General features: G+C 60.1%; 15 protein-coding genes. 3 read left to right on the top strand and 12 right to left on the bottom strand.

The genetic code is table 11. From position 1 onward, the window contains the following. The 5 genes from HMPREF9463_RS07505 to ileS all read right to left on the bottom strand — a co-directional run. On the bottom strand, window positions 1–370 hold a 370-nt coding region (locus HMPREF9463_RS07505; RefSeq protein ID WP_035138170.1), incomplete at its 3' end, for a helix-turn-helix domain-containing protein. A gap of 76 nt (window positions 371–446) precedes the next feature. Beyond that, window positions 447–1,742 carry a glycosyltransferase family 2 protein gene (locus HMPREF9463_RS07500; protein WP_035138169.1) on the bottom strand — a complete coding sequence of 432 codons (1,296 nt, stop codon included), beginning with the start codon at window positions 1,740–1,742 and terminating at the stop codon, window positions 447–449. 82 nt (window positions 1,743–1,824) lie between these two features. Further along, window positions 1,825–2,838 carry an RluA family pseudouridine synthase gene (locus tag HMPREF9463_RS07495; protein ID WP_035138166.1) on the bottom strand — a complete coding sequence of 338 codons (1,014 nt, stop codon included), beginning with the start codon at window positions 2,836–2,838 and terminating at the stop codon, window positions 1,825–1,827. Then, the gene (gene lspA / locus HMPREF9463_RS07490) at window positions 2,838–3,437 is read right to left on the bottom strand and encodes a signal peptidase II (RefSeq protein WP_232219774.1); all 600 of its coding nucleotides are present in this window, start codon (window positions 3,435–3,437) and stop codon (window positions 2,838–2,840) included. The genes HMPREF9463_RS07495 and lspA overlap by 1 nt, the downstream gene beginning before the upstream one ends. Before the next feature lie 217 nt (window positions 3,438–3,654). Next, window positions 3,655–6,435 carry an isoleucine--tRNA ligase gene (ileS, locus tag HMPREF9463_RS07485; protein WP_369796803.1) on the bottom strand — a complete coding sequence of 927 codons (2,781 nt, stop codon included), beginning with the start codon at window positions 6,433–6,435 and terminating at the stop codon, window positions 3,655–3,657. Between the two features lie 510 nt (window positions 6,436–6,945). Between ileS and HMPREF9463_RS07480 the strand changes: the two genes are divergently transcribed. Further along, window positions 6,946–8,028 (top strand): iron-containing alcohol dehydrogenase family protein, encoded by a 1,083-nt coding sequence (locus tag HMPREF9463_RS07480; RefSeq protein ID WP_035138163.1) that lies wholly within the window; start codon window positions 6,946–6,948, stop codon window positions 8,026–8,028. Window positions 8,029–8,078: 50 nt separating this feature from the next. Here the strand turns inward: HMPREF9463_RS07480 and HMPREF9463_RS07475 are convergent, their stop codons facing one another. Together HMPREF9463_RS07475 and ftsH are read right to left on the bottom strand one after the other, a co-directional pair. Then, window positions 8,079–8,534 (bottom strand): 2-thiouracil desulfurase family protein, encoded by a 456-nt coding sequence (locus HMPREF9463_RS07475; RefSeq protein ID WP_035138160.1) that lies wholly within the window; start codon window positions 8,532–8,534, stop codon window positions 8,079–8,081. A 76-nt stretch (window positions 8,535–8,610) separates the two neighbouring features. Beyond that, window positions 8,611–10,503 (bottom strand): ATP-dependent zinc metalloprotease FtsH, encoded by a 1,893-nt coding sequence (ftsH, locus tag HMPREF9463_RS07470; RefSeq protein WP_198019956.1) that lies wholly within the window; start codon window positions 10,501–10,503, stop codon window positions 8,611–8,613. Between the two features lie 92 nt (window positions 10,504–10,595). Here ftsH and HMPREF9463_RS07465 point away from each other — a divergent pair, with 92 nt between their 5' ends. Continuing rightward, window positions 10,596–11,081 (top strand): cob(I)yrinic acid a,c-diamide adenosyltransferase, encoded by a 486-nt coding sequence (locus tag HMPREF9463_RS07465; RefSeq protein WP_035138158.1) that lies wholly within the window; start codon window positions 10,596–10,598, stop codon window positions 11,079–11,081. A gap of 85 nt (window positions 11,082–11,166) precedes the next feature. Here the strand turns inward: HMPREF9463_RS07465 and HMPREF9463_RS07460 are convergent, their stop codons facing one another. The 4 genes from HMPREF9463_RS07460 to thyA form a co-directional block, all read right to left on the bottom strand. Further along, on the bottom strand, window positions 11,167–12,516 hold the full coding sequence (locus tag HMPREF9463_RS07460) for an MATE family efflux transporter (RefSeq protein ID WP_035138157.1): 1,350 nt from the start codon (window positions 12,514–12,516) through the stop codon (window positions 11,167–11,169). Window positions 12,517–12,641: 125 nt separating this feature from the next. After that, the gene (locus HMPREF9463_RS07455) at window positions 12,642–13,556 is read right to left on the bottom strand and encodes a TrmH family RNA methyltransferase (protein ID WP_035138154.1); all 915 of its coding nucleotides are present in this window, start codon (window positions 13,554–13,556) and stop codon (window positions 12,642–12,644) included. Window positions 13,557–13,663: 107 nt separating this feature from the next. Continuing rightward, entirely contained in the window at window positions 13,664–14,182 is a 519-nt protein-coding gene (locus tag HMPREF9463_RS07450) for a dihydrofolate reductase (protein WP_035138153.1), read from the bottom strand. 9 nt (window positions 14,183–14,191) lie between these two features. Then, complete coding sequence (gene thyA / locus HMPREF9463_RS07445; protein ID WP_035138151.1) at window positions 14,192–15,040, bottom strand: thymidylate synthase; 849 nt, start codon at window positions 15,038–15,040, stop codon at window positions 14,192–14,194. 166 nt (window positions 15,041–15,206) lie between these two features. Between thyA and HMPREF9463_RS07440 the strand changes: the two genes are divergently transcribed. Next, window positions 15,207–15,971: a DUF134 domain-containing protein gene (locus HMPREF9463_RS07440; protein ID WP_035138146.1), complete on the top strand. Its 765-nt coding sequence runs from the start codon at window positions 15,207–15,209 to the stop codon at window positions 15,969–15,971. Window positions 15,972–16,091: 120 nt separating this feature from the next. Here HMPREF9463_RS07440 and ffh read toward each other — a convergent pair whose 3' ends face one another. After that, window positions 16,092–17,567 (bottom strand): signal recognition particle protein, encoded by a 1,476-nt coding sequence (gene ffh / locus HMPREF9463_RS07435; RefSeq protein ID WP_035138144.1) that lies wholly within the window; start codon window positions 17,565–17,567, stop codon window positions 16,092–16,094. Window positions 17,568–17,571: the final 4 nt, after the last annotated feature.

The following is a 17,571-nucleotide window of genomic DNA, read 5'->3' as shown; positions in this document are numbered from 1 at the left end:
TCGGCCTGCCCTTCGGGCGGGGCCGCAGCGCCTCGGCGCCGCCCTCGCGGTAGAGCCTGCACCAGCGCTCCAGCGGGGACTTCGACCTGATCCCGAACTCGGCCATAGCGTCGGCCTTCGCCATCCCGCCGTCGACCACGGCCGACGCCGCGGCGACCCTCTGCTCGAATGTGTACCTGGATTGTTTCCCGCCCATGGACAGCAGCGCCTCGCTTCCGAACGCCCGGTATACCCACTGCCATTCTCTCACGGTCTCGCGGGGGACGGACAGGGCCTCGGCCGCCGGCTTGCAGCCGACGCCGGCGTCGAAGAGCTCGACGGCCCGCCTCCTGGACTCCAGGTCGTGCTTCACCCTGAGGTCTATACTCATGGAAAACCTCCCATTTCCCGATGTCCAAGAAATGGGAGGCAGTTCACTGTCCCCTTTGCGGTGGTTTTGGTGGTGGTTATTTGGCGCCTTGCATGACCTCGTCAAGGGTAACGTTGACGGCGTGCTGCGTCGGCACCCAGTCGACCTTCAGGAACAGCGCGGCCACCGTGATAGGGATATAGCTGAACATAAAGATCGGGAAGGTAAACAGGTTAGTCACCAGACGCCACTTTTGCGCGCAGTGAATGTGCTTGTACTCAAAGATAGTCGTGAGCAGCGCCAGGATAAAGAAGGTCTGATACATCATGGCGAAGGTCATAATGAGCGAAGCGGCGCACGCCTGCATCTCAACTTCGGTAGCCAAGAAACCATGCGAAAGGCCACCCACAATCAAGAACGTCGCATTGGCGAGCATCGAGATGAGCGACAGCAGCATACCCGGGGCGATCGTCATGAACATGTCGTAGGCGGCAAAGCGATGGTAGCGGAAGGTCGACTTGATCAGGTGCTTACCGTAAGTAAAGAACACCTGGTAGAAGCCCTTGGTCCAACGCATGCGCTGTTTCCAGGACGCCTTAAACGTCACGGGTTGTTCGTCAAAGAACTCTGCCGGCGCATAGCCAATGCGAATGCCGTGAATGGCGCAGAACGTGGTGAACTGGATGTCCTCGGTCAGCGTGTGGAACTGCCAACCGTGCATGCCCTCGATGACACTAGCGGAGATGAGGTAGCCCGAACCCGAGACGGCGCAAGACGTCTTACAGATGTTGCGCGCGTTGTTGAGAAAGCGCGCCTCGCGCAGATACCACGTGGCATTAGCCGCCGAGATCCACGAGCTGCCGAAGTTCTTGGAATTGCGATAGCTCGTGACCACATGGAAGCCCTGGTCAAAGGCATCGTTCATTTTGGACACGTAATCGCGGGAGATAACGTTATCGGCATCGAAGATAAAGTAGCCTTCAAACGTGTCGGGATACTCGTTAAGGATGCGGTCGAAGCCAAAGTCCATGACCCAGCTCTTACCCTTACGGGCAAGATCATTGCGCTCGTAAACAATGGCACCTGCCTCGCGCGCGAGCTGTGCGGTGTTGTCGGTGCAGGCGTCGGCAACCACGAAGACCTCGATAAGCTCGGACGGATAATCCTGGTCCTTGATGGAGCGAACGAGGTTGGCAATCACGGCCTCCTCATTATGCGCCGCGATAAAGAAGGCATAGCGATGGAGTTTTTTGGCCTTGGGAGGCGCGACCTCGCCACGAAGAGCGCCAATGACAAAGAAGACCACCTGGTACAGAAAGCAGACCGTGAGCAGCGTGACGACAATCTGGTTGAAGATCACGATGGGCGTGTTGGTTTGTAAAAAGGCGAGCATGCAGGCTCCCAGGAACGCGTTACGTAAACAATCGTATATCTTACCGCAGGCTTACCGAGTTCAAGAAACCACCTAATACCGGCTAGGCTTCGAGCAGGCCAAGCTGCGGGACGATGTCGTCGCCGGCGGCGGTGCGACCAAGCGAGCGCGGGGCCAGGTCGTCAAGAACCGCAGCGAGATCCCACGGCAGCTCGTCGCGGCATTCGATGCGCTCGCCCGTCACGGGATGGTCGAATGCGACGCGCCAGGAATGAAGGAATTGCCTGGTCAGACCCTGATCGGCGCGTGCATCGCACTTGCCGTAGAGTTGATCGCCCACGCAGGCGTGGTTGATATGACGCATGTGTACGCGAATCTGATGCGTACGGCCCGTAAACAGGTGGCACTCGACGAGCGTATAGCCGTCGTCAAATCGCGTGGAATCAAAGCGCTCGAGGACCTTAAAGGTCGTAATGGCCTGGCGCGCGAAAGGATCGTCCGAAACCGCCATCTTGACACGGTCGCGCGTCGATCGGGCAATGCCGGTGTTGATGGTGCCCTCGTCCATGGCGATGTGCCCGTGAACAAGTGTGATATAGCGACGGTCGAGCGTACGCGTGCGGATGAGATTTTGGAGCGCGCGCTGGGTGTCGTCGTCTTTTGCCGCGAGCATAAGGCCCGAGGTATCGCGATCCAGGCGATGCACGATGCCGGGGCGGTCCTCGCCCTGCACGGTGCCCAGATGGTCGATACCGCAGTGATAGACCAGGGCATTCGCGAGCGTACCGCTCTCATGACCATGCGCAGGATGGCACACCAGGCCGCGCTGCTTGGAGAGCACAATGAGATAATCGTCCTCATAGCGAATGTCGAGCGGGATGGCCTCGGGAATCACATCGGTCGGATCGTGCGGCTCGGGCAGGTCGACCGAAATACGATCGCCGGCTCGCACGGCGTACTTTTTGGACAGGCAGGTCTCGCCATTGACGGCAACAGCACCTCCCTCGATCAGATGCGCACAGGCAGAACGCGTAGGGCAACCGTCATTGGCGCCCAGATAAGCGTCAAGACGCTGACCGGCGGCATCGTCGGCAACAAGAATATGGATGTCGGCCATTAGCGCTCGTTCCTTTCGCGAATCTTGCGGGCACGCTCCCCGCGTTGCTGGGCCTTACGCTTAGCGCGGGCCTCGTCACGGGCGTTAAGCTCGGCGGTCGCATCGACCTCACGGGCAGCGGGGCTCAAGAACATGTATCCGAAGAGGGCGAGCACGACGCCCAAGGTAATGCCGATATCGGCAACATTGAAGACGGGGAAGTCGATGAAGGTGGTGGCAATAAAATCGGTCACGAAGCCAAAGGCCAAACGATCGATAGCGTTGCCAATAGCACCGCCCGCAACCATCGCCATGCCCACGACCTCAAGATGGGCGAGCTTGGGTGCACGAACGAGGTACACGGCAATAGCGATAATGACCGCCAACGCCAGCACGGCAAACGCGATGCCATGCCCCTCGCCCATACTAAAGGCAGCACCGATATTGCGGACAAACATAAAGTCGATGACACCGGGGATGACGGTCACATGCAAAGCGTCGCCCACGGCACGAACCGCAAGCTTGGTCAGCTGGTCAACAAGCAGCACAACCAGCGCCACCCCATCAGCAACACCCAACCGCCAACGCAAAGGCGGCGTCATATCCCCAGTACGACCCAAAGAAATCCCCTACCCTCAAGAACATCGAATTACGTTTAACGCAAGTAATCATCTTATAGTGACAAACGCCAAACGCGCAGCATATTCACCAACGCTAGCGAAATAACCAGCTAAAAACGAAAGCGGCATTCCGAAAAACAGAATGCCGCTTGGACGTGACAAAAGTTGACGTTGGGGACGTTCTTGTTTGACAGTCGTTTAAGAACGTCCCCAACGGTTAGTTCAGCGCATCAGCGCAGCGCTTGCAAATGTGAGCGTGGCCGTTGTACTCGCCGACGGTGGTGCGGTAGTTCCAGCAACGGTCGCAGCACTCGCCCTCGGCAGCCTCGATGGCAACGGAAAGCTCCTCGCCCTGGGTCAGCTCAACATCGGAGACGATGTAGAACTCGGCCAGGTCGACGGCCTTGTCGCCGGTCAGCAGCGCGTACATCTCGGCGGGAACGACCGCCTTGACGCGAACCTGCTGGCTCTTGGTGAAGGTGCCGGCGGAGCGGGCATCCTCAAGGGCCTTGGTCACGGCGCTACGGAGCTCGAGTGAGGCCTCGAGCACGCCCTCAAACTCATTGGCCTCGTCGACCGTGATGGGCGACTTGTACCAATCGAGCAGCGCGGCGTACTTCTGGTGGTCAACGCAGCCGGCAGGCGCATAGGCCATGGCCTCGTCGACCGTGTAGGACAGGATCGGCTGCAGGTCGCGCATGAGCATCGAGAAGAGCTCGGCCAGCACGGTCTGGGCGCTGCGGCGCTCGAGCGAGCCGGGCTTGTCGCAGTAAAGACGGTCCTTCAGGGCGTCGAGGTACACGTTGGAGAGCTCGGTAACCACGAAGTCGTAGAGCGCACGGTAGGCGCGCGGGAACTCGTAGCTGGCGTAGGCATCGTCGACCTCGGCCTGGACCTGGGTCAGACGGGCAACCATGAGCTTGTCGAGTGGCAGCAGGTCGGCAAAGGCGACGCCGTCGCTCTCGGGCTCAAACTGACCCTCGAGCTCGGAGAGCAGGAAGCGCAGCGTGTTGCGGAAACGACGGTAGGCATCGGACGTACGAGCGAGAATCTCGTGGTCGATGGAAACGTCGGAGCTGGTATCGACGGAGGCAACCCACAGGCGGATGATGTCGGCGCCCATCTCGTCGCAGACCTTATTGGGGTCGATGACGTTGCCGAGCGACTTGGACATCTTGCGGCCCTGGCCATCGAGCGTGAAGCCCTGCGAGACGACCGCCTTGTACGGAGCATGACCGTTGGCGCCCACCGAGGTGAGCAGCGAGCTCTGGAACCAACCGCGATGCTGGTCGGAGCCCTCGAGGTACACATCCGCCGGATACTCCAGCTCGGGGCGATACTCGCAGACGGCCTTCCAAGACACGCCGGAGTCCCACCACACGTCGAGGATGTCCTTATCGGCCTTGAGGTGATGGCCGCCGCACTTGGGGCAGACGCAAGCCTCGCCCAGGTAGCTCTCGGGAGCGTCGGTGAACCAGGCGTCGGAACCCTTCTCGTGGAAGAGCTTGATGACGGCGTCGAGCGTGGCGTCGTTCATGACCTTCTCGCCACAGTCGGCGCAAGTGTAGCTGGGGATAGGCACACCCCAGTTGCGCTGGCGGCTGATGCACCAGTCGGGGCGCTGCTCGACCATGGCGCCGATGCGGTTGGCGGCGTGGGCCGGATACCACTTGACGTTCTCGCGGACCTCCTTGCCAGCCTGCTCGCGCAAGCCGGTCTTGTCCATCGAGACGAACCACTGGTCGGTAGCACGGAAGAGCACCGGGTGCTTGCAGCGCCAGCAGTGCGGATAGCTGTGCGTGATCTTCTTCTCGAGGACCAGGGTGCCGCGCTCGCGCAGGAACTCGATGATGTGCGGGTTGGCCTCATCGGTGTCCATACCGCTGAAGGGGCCACCGGTGCCAAACTCCTCACCGGTGTAGAACTTGCCGTCGTCATCGACCGGCATGCAGATGTCGGTGATGCCCTCCTTGAGGCAGGCAAAGTAGTCGTCGACGCCGTGGCCGGGCGAGTTGTGGACGATACCGGTACCGTCGTCGACACCGACATAATCGGCCAGCAGCGCCACGCCCTCGACACCGTCAAAGATCGGCTGCTTGTAGTGGATGTGGTGGAAGGTCTCGGCGGGAACCACATAGGGCTTGCCGTCGACCATGACCGGGGTGTACTCCCAGCCAAACTCCTCGCAGCACTTGGGAGCCAGGTCCTCGAGCATGACCTCGGCGCGGCCGTCGTGCTCAACGGCGACGTAGGCGGCGCCGGGCTTGAGGGAAACTGCCTGGTCGGAGGGGATGGTCCACGGCGTGGTCGTCCAGATGATGAAGTCAACCGGGCCGTCGAAGTTCTCGAGGCCGGCGGGCTTGGAGGTCATCTCGAAGCGCACGAAGATGGACGGGCTCGTCTCGTCAGAGTACTCAATCTCAGCCTCGGCGAGTGCGGTGTGGCAGTGCTTGCACCAGTGGACGGGCTTATGGCCGCGATAGATCATGCCCTTGTCGAACATGGCCTTGAAGACCTCGATGTCGGCGGCGTCATGCTGGTGATAGAGCGTCAGATACGGGTTGTCCCAGTCGCCGAGCACGCCCAGGCGACGGAATCCGGCCTTCTGCAGCTCGATGTTCTCGACGGCGAACTTGTTGCACAGCTCGCGGATCTTAGCCGTGGAGGTCTGGTTGAACTTCTCGGTGCCGAGCTTCTCCTCGACCTTGTGCTCAATCGGCTGACCGTGGCAGTCCCAACCGGGGACATAGGGAACTTCGCAGCCCTGCATCATCCAGTAACGGTTGATCATGTCCTTGGAAATCTTGTTCATGGCGTGGCCGATGTGGATCGGGCCGTTGGCGTACGGAGGGCCGTCGTGCAGCACGAACTTCTTGTGACCCTCGTTCTTCTTTAGAACTTGCTCGTAGACCTTGTTGTCCTGCCAGTCCTTGAGTCGCTTTGGCTCGGACTTGGAAAGACCGGCACGCATGGGAAATCCGGTTTTGGGCAGATTCATCGTCTGCTTGTACTCGTTTGCCACGGTACCCCTTTCATATCGTGGGCGCGCACGCCCTTTGGGCACCAAAAAAGCGCCCGTCCCTACAAGCTGGGACGAAGCGCCACAAAACGGGCAGACTGCCCGTAAAAGCTCTTCGCTTAACCACCCAGCTCAGATGCCCTCGCTCGCGTCGCCGCGCGCTCGCATCCGTTACTCGGCTGGTCTGTATCGACGACCATCTCGGCGATGTCTACTAAGACGTGCCTGAGCGGTACGTCCGTTGGGACCGCAGCTCCGGGGTGATTTTCATCGGTCGCATGCACGGGATCTCAGCGCTCCCCGCTCTCTGTAGCATGCGGACGGCCGACTACTCGTCCCCATCAACGCTTATGCGGAGTATGCTAGCACGTTCCGCGCCGGCGAAAAACCCTCAACACTGGTTTTATACGTTCGAAATTTCTTGCGGCCGCGGATCTTCTCTTGGAGCAAAATACCTGTAAGCACTTTATCGAGCGAAAGAAGGTTGCTATGCGCACGATCGGAATGAGCGATTACACCGTCGGCGAGGATTGCTTTACTGAGCTGCCCGCCGCACTGGCAGAGTACGGCGCGAAGAAGGTCGCGATCATCGGTGGCAAGCGGGCACTGGCCGCAGCACTTCCCGGTATCGAAGCTGCGCTGGCGGGTACCGACGTCGAAATTCTCGAGACGCGCGTCTACGGCACCAACAGTACGCGTGCCAATATCGCCAAGGTCGTGAATTCCCCTGCCTGCCAGGAAGCTGACGTGCTTATCGCATGCGGCGGCGGCAAGGCGCTCGATACCGTCAAGACGGCTGCTATCGAGCTCAAGAAGATCGTCTTTACCGTGCCGACGATCTGCTCCAACTGCTCGGCCGCGACAGCCATTGCCGTCGTATATAACGACGACGGCTCGCTCGAGGGCTATTCGTACCCCAACCGACCGGCGCACATCTTCATCAACCCCAAGATCATCGCCGAGGCACCAGCGGAGTACTTCTGGGCCGGCGTGGGCGATGCCCTGTCTAAGCAGCCCGAGGTCGAGTACGCCACGAGCGCCGGTAATTTGGAGCACACCGCCGGTCTTGGCCTGGCACTCGCCCACACCTGCTCCGAGCCGCTGTTTACCTACGGCGTCCAGGGTCTTGAGGACGTGCGCCAGGACCTGTCGAGCGAGGCCGTCAAGCAGATCGCGCTCGACATCGTGGTCAACACGGGCTATGTCTCGAACCTGACCAACCAGAACGATTACTACTACAACTCGAGCGTGGCGCACGCGTTCTACAACGCCACCTGCAGCATTCCGCGTGAGGGGACCTACCTGCACGGCGAGGTTGTGAGCCTGGGCGTGCTGGTGTTGTTCGCCTACACGGGCGACACCGAGAACCTTAAGCGCTATGCTGCCTTCAACAAGCAGATGGGGCTACCCGTAACGCTTGAGCAGGTTGGCCTTACCGAGGCGGATATCCCGGCCCTGTGCGAATACGCACACGCCACCAATGAGTGGAAGCAGGGAAACCCCGAGCCCTTCACCGACGAAAAGTTCGCCGCCGCAATCAAGGCCGCCAACGCCTACGGCCACACCCTCTAGCTCTAACCCAAAACCACCACAAAGGGGACAGGCACCTTTGTTGTGGTTTTTTATTGCTCCAGCATGCTGGGGTCGAACTCGCTTGCCGGAATCACGCGGTAGCCGTGGCGCAAGAGCAGGTCGGCGAAAACGCCGTTGCCCGCGGTGAGCGTGCCGCTGAAGGTTCCGTCGTAGATACGGCCCGCGCCGCACGAGGGACTACGGTCCTGCAGGATGCACGCAGCGATCTGGGACGGCCCGCCTGCCTGCTCGCACATATCGAGCGCGCGCTCGGCACCCAGGCGAAACTCGCGATCGACCGAGATGCCCTCGCAGGTACGGACCTCGCCGTTCACAATCTCGGACGGCTTGCGCGGCGTGGGCAGGCCCCCAAAGACCTCAGGGCACACCAAGAGGACCTCAGTCCCTGTACGCTCGCAGGCCTCGACCAGCTCGCGATGGTAATTGTCGAGCCCGTTATACTTGCAGCTCTCGCCCATCAAGCAGGCACTTACCACGATCTTCATATACAACTCTCCCCACGCAAAACGCCCCATTTGAGATAAACACTCAAATGGGGCGATTGACACTGCGCAACCAGTATTACTGCTGCTTCGGCATCAGCGGATTCTCGCGCGTGAGGAGATTCATAAACTCCTCGCCCGTGATGGTCTCCTTCTTGTACAGATAACGAGCCAGCTCATGGAGCTTGAACTTGTTCTCCTTCAGGATCTGCAGAGCGCGATCGTGCGCATCCTCGATCAGCTTGGCGACAATCGCGTCCACGCGCTCGGCCGTACCGGGGGCGCAGGTGAGCGACGTGTCCTGGTTGAGGTACGCATTCTGAACGGTACCGAGCGCCATCATGCCAAACTCATCGGACATACCAAAGCGCGTCACCATGTTACGGGCGAGCTTGGTGGCCTGCTCGATATCGTTGGCGGCGCCGGTCGTCATCTCACCAAAGATGAGCTCCTCGGCTGCACGGCCACCGCAATAGACGGCGAGCTTGTCCAGGACCTCCTGACGTGTGGTCAGGAAGCGCTCATCCTCCTCGACCTGCATGGTGTAGCCCAGAGCACCGCTCGTGCGCGGCACGATGGTGATCTTCGTGACAGGCGCAGAGCCCTTCTGGCGGGCGGCAACGATGGCATGGCCGATCTCGTGGTAGGAAACGACTTGCTTCTCGTGGTCGGACAGCACCGTGGACTTGCGCTGCTGACCGGCGATGACGACCTCCACCGACTCCTCAAAATCGTCCTGCGTAGCGCGCTTGCGGCCCTCACGGACGGCACGCAGGGCGCCCTCGTTGATGATGTTGGCCAGGTCGGCGCCCGAGGCACCGGGCGTGGCGCGGGCAATCGCGGTCAGATCGATCGGCGGCTGCGTCTTCACGCTCTTGGCATGCAGCTCAAGAATGTTCTTACGGCCGGTCAGGTCGGGCAGCTCAACGGGAATACGGCGGTCAAAACGGCCGGGGCGCAGCAGGGCGGGATCGAGGCTGTCGGGGCGGTTGGTGGCAGCGAGAACGACAATACCCTTGTGGTTATCGAAGCCGTCCATCTCGGTCAGCAGCTGGTTGAGCGTCTGCTCGCGCTCGTCGTTGCCACTAAAGCCGCCGCCATCGCGCTTCTTGCCGATGGTATCGATCTCGTCGATAAACACGATGCACGGGGCCTTTTCCTTGGCCTGCTTAAACAGATCGCGAACCTTAGCGGCGCCGCGGCCGACGAACATCTCAACAAACTCAGAACCAGAAATACTAAAGAACGGCACGCCTGCCTCGCCGGCCACAGCCTTGGCGAGCAGGGTTTTACCGGTACCCGGAGGGCCAACAAGGAGAGCGCCGCGCGGCAGCTTGGCGCCGATCTCCTCGTAGCGCTGCGGCTTCTCCAGAAAGTCGACGACCTCCTTGAGGGATTCCTTGGCCTCTTCCTGGCCGGCGACATCTTTAAAGGTCACGCCCACGTCCTTGGAGGCGATCACGCGCGCGCCGGACTTACCCAGTCCACCGCCGCCAAAACCACCGCCGCCAAAGTTCATCGACGGACCGTCATCACCCATGGCCTTCTTCATGCGGCGGTTGAGCCACCAGCCGATCAGGAAGAAAATCGCCATGGGCAGAATAAGCGTGAGCAGGTAGTAGGTCATCAGACCCGAGTTTTTATCGGGAACGACCGACTCAAGCGAGGCGCCAGATTCAAGCACGCGATCGGTAAAGCCAGCGTCATTCGGCACACCGGTCGTCTTGTAGGCGATGTTCTCGTCCTCGCCCTTCTTGGTGTAATAAATCGTGTAATCATCCGTGTTGTACTCGACCTTGTCGACACTCTTCTTATCGAGCGCTTTGACAAACGTCGAGTAATCGGTCTTCGTAATCTGCTGCGTGTGACCGATGTTGGGGAACAGAACGGTCGAGAGCACGAGGTAGACGACGAAGGCGATGAGCACGTAGAGGATCATATTCCGTCTACGTTTGTTGTCATCCATCTCCATCTGCTTGAACTCCATCTACTGGGGTTGATAATGTTTTCTAGAATACCCAACCAGAACGGCGATAAACCGACGCCGGGCACGAAAGGACAGAGATGGCATCACTGGGAGTCGGCAAGGTTCAAATCTACACAGGCGACGGCAAGGGCAAAACCACGGCCGCCTTGGGGCTGGCTTTGCGCGCCACGGGTTATGGGCTCGACGTACTCATGCTGCAGTTTGCCAAGAAGCTGCACTGCGCCGAACACGATGCCGCGCCGCGCCTGGGACTGCGCATTATACAGGCCGACCGTGACACGCCCGAGGCTTGCGCCGAGCAGATCATGGAACTTGCACGCGAACAGATCTCGCAGGTCGACGTGCTCATTCTGGACGAACTCGGCGAGACCATGCGCCGCGGCTTCGTGACGCGCGGGGATGTCGAAGCGCTGATCGCGATAAAGCCCGCCACCACGGAGCTCGTGCTCACCGGCCGAGGCCTGCTGCCACTGGCCGACCTTGCCGACCTAGTCACCGAAATGCGCCCCATCAAACATTACTTCGACGAAGGCCTCCTAGCCCGCCAAGGCATCGAATACTAATTGATTCGAAAGGGACGGAGGAAAACGGATCATCGACATCACGACGAAGAGCAATGATCCGTTTTCCTCCGTCCCCAAGGGATCATTAGGCGGTGGCGCGGCCGAGCCAGTTGCCACTGTGGTGGTAGATGGTGAACATCGTGGCCGTGATGAGCCAGGTTACGGGGTAAACCAGCAGCAGGTGCTCAAGCGACGGATCGAACGGCATAATCGCGAACACCCACGCCACGCGGAGCACGACGGTGCCAAAAATCGTGAGCAGCATGGGCTGCAAGCTCACACCGGCACCGCGAATGGAGCCCGACGCGTTTTCGATAATCGAGAAAATCGCGTAGAACGGCGCGATAAAATGAAGAATCGTCGTGGTGTACGCCGAAATCGAAGCATCGTCGACAAAAAGACGCGACAACGGACCCGAGAACACCAGCAGCACGGCAGACAGGCCACCAATGAGCATAAACGATAGCACGAGCGACGTGTGGTACCCCTTTCGCATGCGATCGTAATTGCGCGCACCAAAGTTCTGCGCCGAGAACGTGGTAATCGACACGCCGAGCGCCTCGGTCACCATCCAGATAATGCCGTCCAGGCGGCCGGAAAGGCCCCAAGCGGTCGTGACATCGGCTCCAAACGAGTTGACTGACACCTGAATCAGCACGTTCGAGATCGAATACGCCGCAGACTGAACGCCCAGCGGCAAACCGCACGAAAGCATGCTCTTGCAAATGCTGCGATCGATACCGAGCTTGGATAGCGACAACCGCCACGCACCCGGTGCGTGCATCATACGAATCACGATCATCGTGGCATTGGAGCAAATGGTCAGCGCCACCGCGATGCCGCAGCCCAGAGCCTCCATATGAAGTACGGCAACGAAGATGACATCCAGCACCGCATTAACAAGGCAGCCGGAAGCGATGATCACAGCGGGCCCGCGCGTGTCGCCCACGGCGCGCAGCAATGCCGTTCCCATATTGAGCAGCAGCGCCGCAACCATGGCGGCAAAATAGCAACGGGCATAGGCCACGCCCTCGGCCAATAGTTCATGCGGCGTATTCATAAGCACCAGCATGGGCTCAACGAACACTATGCCAAGAATCGAGAAAACGATTCCGCCCACCAGCGCGAGCGTCATGGCCGTATGGACCGATCGGCTCAGGCGCTCGTCATCGTGCTGGCCAAAAAACTGGCCCGTAATGACCGCGCAGCCGGCACCGACGCCAACGCAAAAGCCAATGCAGAGCTCGGTGAGCACCATCGTGGCCTGAATGCCACCCAGCGCGAGCTTGCCGCCAAACTGACCGACGATATAGGTACCGATAAGCGTGTATGCCTGCTGAAAGAACGAACTAAAGAAGATGGGAACGCACAGCGACAGCAGCTGCTGCCAAATGACACCCTGCGTTACATCGATAGCCGTAGATTTCTTAGCCACACGCCCTCCCCACTAGCGTACGTCATACAACAAAACGGCAATTTAAGACCAAAGCCGACACCAGCTTAGCACCGACCAGCGTCGGCCGAAACGCCCCGAACCACAGCCCGGTGCGAAATATCTGTTTAGTGATACAAACCCGGCTGGTAGTGGTACTCGTTGCTCACATGCGGGCACAGCTGCCAAAAGGCGACGGCACTTGCCGCGGCCACGTTAAGCGAATCGACCCCGTGCGCCATCGGAATGCGCACGGCTCGGTCGCAGCCAGCAATGGTCTTGGCGCCTAAGCCAGCACCCTCGGTGCCCATAAAGATTGCCAGGCGGTCAATCTCCTGCAGCGCGGGATCGTCCAACGACACCGAATCATCCGTCAACGCCATCGCGGCACACGAAAAGCCGGCATCGTGCAGCGCCGCCAGCCCATCATGCGGCCATACGCGCGCCTCGCTGCCAATGCGCGTCCAGGGCACCTGGAACACCGTGCCCATGCTCACGCGGGCCGAGCGACGGTACAGCGGATCGCAGCACGTAGGGCTCACCAAAATGCCATCGACGTTCAGCGCAGCCGCCGAGCGGAAAATCGCGCCGACGTTGGTGTGGTCGACAATACCCTCGAGCACGCACACGCGCACCGGGCGCTCCCCCGCCGCCTCGACGACGCCGCCCAAGAACTCATAAACCGGAATCTGACGCGGGCGACGGAACGCCGCGAGCGCACCGCGCGTCACGTTAAAGCCCGTCAGCTGCTCCATAAGCTCCATCGAGGCCACGAACACGGGAACCGGGCCCGCACCTTCGCGTACCGCCAGGCGCTCAAACAGCGGCATCATCTGGTCGAGCCAGCGCTCGCCCAAAAGAAAGCTCACCGGCTCGTATCCGGCGCTAACCGCACGCTCGATAACCTTGGCACTCTCGGCGATAAAAATGCCCTTCTGCGGCTCCAGCACGCAGCGAAGCTCACGCTCAGTCAGCCGAACGTAGGCATCGAGCCGCTCGTCCTCGAGCGAATCGATTCGCAGCACCTCAACGACATCAGTCATAGCAGCCAGCCCGCACCCTTCTTTACAGCACCTATATCAAACGAGGCGACGCCAGGCGCCGCCCCTCACTCATTCCAACCCGATAATACCGTGGGCAAAAAAGAGATTTAAGCATCAACGCGACGATACGTCACGAACTCATAATCGACACCCTCGTCGCCCTCGCCCGGGGCAATCGTGGCAACACCGCCTCGCCACGCAATCTCCCACGCGGGATCGGCATCCAGATCGGGAAAGTACGTATCCACTTCATGCACGCAATGGTTATGCGTAACCTCGGCCTCGACGCAATGCGGCAAAAACTGTCGATATACCTCGCCGCCGCCAATCACCCACGCAACGGGCTCATCGGCCACGGCGGCGAGCGCTTCGTCGATGCTATGCACCACGTCGACGCCCTCGGCAGCAAAGCTCTCGTCGCGCGTGAGCACAATGTTGCGGCGATTCTTGAGCGGTCGTCCGCCGGGAAAACTCAACAGCGTCTTGCGCCCCATAATGACCGGGCAACCTTTGGTGCATGCCACAAAATGACGCATGTCGGCACGGTTGGACACCACCATGTCGCCCTCGCACCCAATACCCCAGTCATCACACACGGCGACAATGGCAGAAAGCTTACACGTCATACGCGTCACCTACACCGCAATGGGGATGTTCTTGACCTGCGGGCCGTGCTCATAGCCCTCAACGATCAGATCATCGGTCGTAAACGCGTAGAAATCATGCACATCGGGGTTGAGCGTTACCTTGGGAGCCGCAAACTGCGGACGCTCGATAAGTTCGCGGATGATATCGACATGACGGTCGTAAATATGAGCATCGGCGATCACGTGCAGCAGCTCGCCGGGAATCATATCGACCGACTGCGCGACCATCATCAGCAAAATGGCGTACTGGCACACATTCCAGTTGTTCGCGGCCAAAATATCCTGGCTGCGCTGGTTGAGAATCATGTTGAGCGTCGGCTTGTCGTCCTGCGGACGCTGCGTGACGTTATAGGTCACGCTGTAGGCGCACGGATACAGGTGCATCTCGGACAGATCACTGAACACGTATGTGTTGGTCATGATGCGGCGGCTGTACGGCGTGTGCTTGAGGTCGTACAGCACGCGGTCCATCTGGTCAAAGTCACCCTCGGCATAATGGCTCTTCTGCCCAATCTGGTAGCCGTAGGCTTTGCCGATGGAGCCGGTCTCGTCGGCCCACTCATCCCAAATATGGCTGTTGAGGTCATGCACGTTATTGGACTTCTTCTGATAGATCCACAGGATCTCGTCCATGGCAGATTTGAGGGCCGTACGACGCAGGGTAAGCGCCGGAAACTCCTCACGCAGGTCGTAGCGGGCCGTGACACCAAAGTTTTTAATGGTATAGGCAGGGGTGCCATCCTCCCACACCGGGCGGACCTTTTGGCCCTCGGTCGTGGTGCCATGGTCCAAGATATCGCGGCACATGGTTACAAACTGTTGATCAGCTTTGCTCATTGACCCTCCTGTCAGTCGCCTACAAGCGAGATTCATTGTAGCCCAGGCGCACGCGGCCCCACAGCCCTAACATAAGCCCTCATTTTCTGACATATGCCAAAAATGCCTTGCTCTGCAGCGCACACGCGTTATTCTATTGTTAACATATGTCAGATAAGGAGGGTGCATGGCAGGAAGACGCGAGAAACTGCGCCGCGTCGGGATCATCCCCGAATACCGCGGCTTTACCCCTGACGGCCTGGCGAGCGGAGACGCCATCGACATGACGATCGACGAACTCGAGGTGCTGCGCCTGTGCGACCTGGAAGGCCTTAACCAAGAGACAGTCGCACAGCAGATGGGCATCGCGCGCGCCACGGTGGCGGCAATCTGCAGCCGTGCGCATCGCAAGGTAGCAAATGCGCTGGTCAACGGACGAGCGCTCATCATCGAGGGCGGCAATATCGCGTACTCCCCCATCACCACAGCGACGGCCGCATGGTCAGCAAAGGAGGTCGACACCATGAGGGTGGCAACCACGTACGACAACGGCAACATCTTTATGCACTTTGGCCGCAGCGAGCAGTTCAAGGTCTACGACATTCAGGACGGCAAGGTGCTCAACGAGCAGGTCGTGGGCACCGGCGGCACCGGTCACGGCGCCCTGGCGGGTCTGCTTGCCAACGGTGGCGTTGACACGCTCATTTGCGGCGGTATCGGCGGCGGCGCCATCAACGCGCTTGCCCAAGCCGGCATCACGGTGTACGCAGGAGCCCAGGGCAGCTGCGACGCTTGTGTCGAGGCCCTTATCGCCGGAACGCTCGCACAGAACGGCGAGGCCACGTGCGGCTGCCACGGCCATGACCACGACCACGCCCACGAACATGGCAAGTCCTGCAGCTGCCACGGCCATCACGAGCATGAGGGCCACGAGGGCTGCGGCTGCCACTAACGGCACGGCACCGCGAGCTCAGGGCACGACGCTGCATGCTGCCAAACAATCAAAGCCAACAACAAAGGCCACCCGGTAGCTTCCGAGTGGCCTTTGCCATATCAAGCTGGAATTACAGCCCTATTTCTTATTGCGCATCTGCGCTTCCATCTGGCGCAGCAGGTCCATATCGGACTTGGGGCCGCCCGTTCCCAGGCCGCCCATGCCGCCCAGACCCATAGCGTCCAGGCCAGGGATATTGGGCATGCGCATCTTCTTGCCCTTCTTACCCTTTTTGCCCTTCTTGCCACCAGCCTGTGCCTGATTGGCCATCGTGCGCATGCGGCCCATCATCTTGTTCATCTCGCCCCACTGCTTCATAAGGCTGTTGACCTCGGTGGGGGTTACGCCGGCGCCCTTGGCGATACGCGCGCGACGCTGGCCGTTGATGATGGAGGGACGCAGGCGCTCCTCCTTGGTCATCGACATGATGATGGCCTCGTTCTTATCGAAGATACCCTCGTCCAGGTTGCCGCCCATTTGGTTGAGCGCGCGCTGGCCACCGGGGAGCATGCCCAGGATGCCCTTCATGCCGCCCATCTTCTTGACGGCTTTCATCTGGTCGAGCATATCGTTCATGGTGAAGCCCTCGCGCAGCATACGCTCGGCAGCCTCGAGCTGCTCTGCATCGGCTGCCTCCTGGGCCTTCTCGATAATGCCGACGACGTCGCCCATGCCCAAGATTCGCTTGGCCATGCGATCGGGATAGAACGGCTCAAGCGAATCGGGTTTCTCGCCCATGCTCACAAACTTGATGGGCTTGCCGGTCACTTGACGCACCGAAAGCGCGCCGCCGCCACGGGCGTCACCGTCGAGCTTGGAGATAATCACGCCATCAAAGTCGGTGCGCTCGGCAAACGTCGAGACCACGTTGACGATGTCTTGGCCGGTCATGGCGTCGACGACCATCAGCACCTGGTCGGGCTTGACGGCCTTCTTGATGTCCACGGCCTCCTGCATCATCTGCTCGTCGATCTGAAGACGACCGGCGGTATCGACAATGACCACATCGCGCAGGTGGTCGACGGCCTCCTGGATGGCACCCTTGGCAATGTCGACCGGGTGCGCACCGTCACCGCGGAAGACCGGCACGCCGATCTCGCCACCGAGCGTGGCCAGCTGGTCGGCAGCGGCGGGGCGGTAGACGTCGCACGCGGCGAGCAGCGGCGAGCGGCCCTGCTTCTTGAGCAGGTAAGCAAGCTTTACGGCCGCCGTGGTCTTACCGGAGCCCTGCAGGCCCACGAGCATGATGACATTGGGAATACGGTTGCTAAAGACGAGCTTGCTCTCGGTTGAGCCGAGCATCTCGGTGAGCTCGTCGAGCACGATCTTGACGACGTTTTGCGCCGGCGACAGCGACTCCATGACCTCGGCGGTCATGCAGCGCTCCTTGGTCTTGGCAACGAACTCCTTGACGACCTTAAAGTTAACGTCAGCCTCGAGTAGCGCCATGCGAATATCACGCATGGCCGAGGTAATATCGGCCTCGGTCAGCTTACCCTTACCGCGCAGGCGGTCAAATGTGTCGTTGAGGCGATCGCTCAGGGAATCAAACACTGGT

The sequence above is a fragment of the Collinsella sp. 4_8_47FAA genome, from assembly GCF_000763055.1.
In the GTDB taxonomy this organism is placed as follows: Bacteria; Actinomycetota; Coriobacteriia; order Coriobacteriales; family Coriobacteriaceae; genus Collinsella.
Note: the sequence above shows the minus strand (reverse complement) of the source record. Positions and strands in the feature narration are given on the sequence as shown.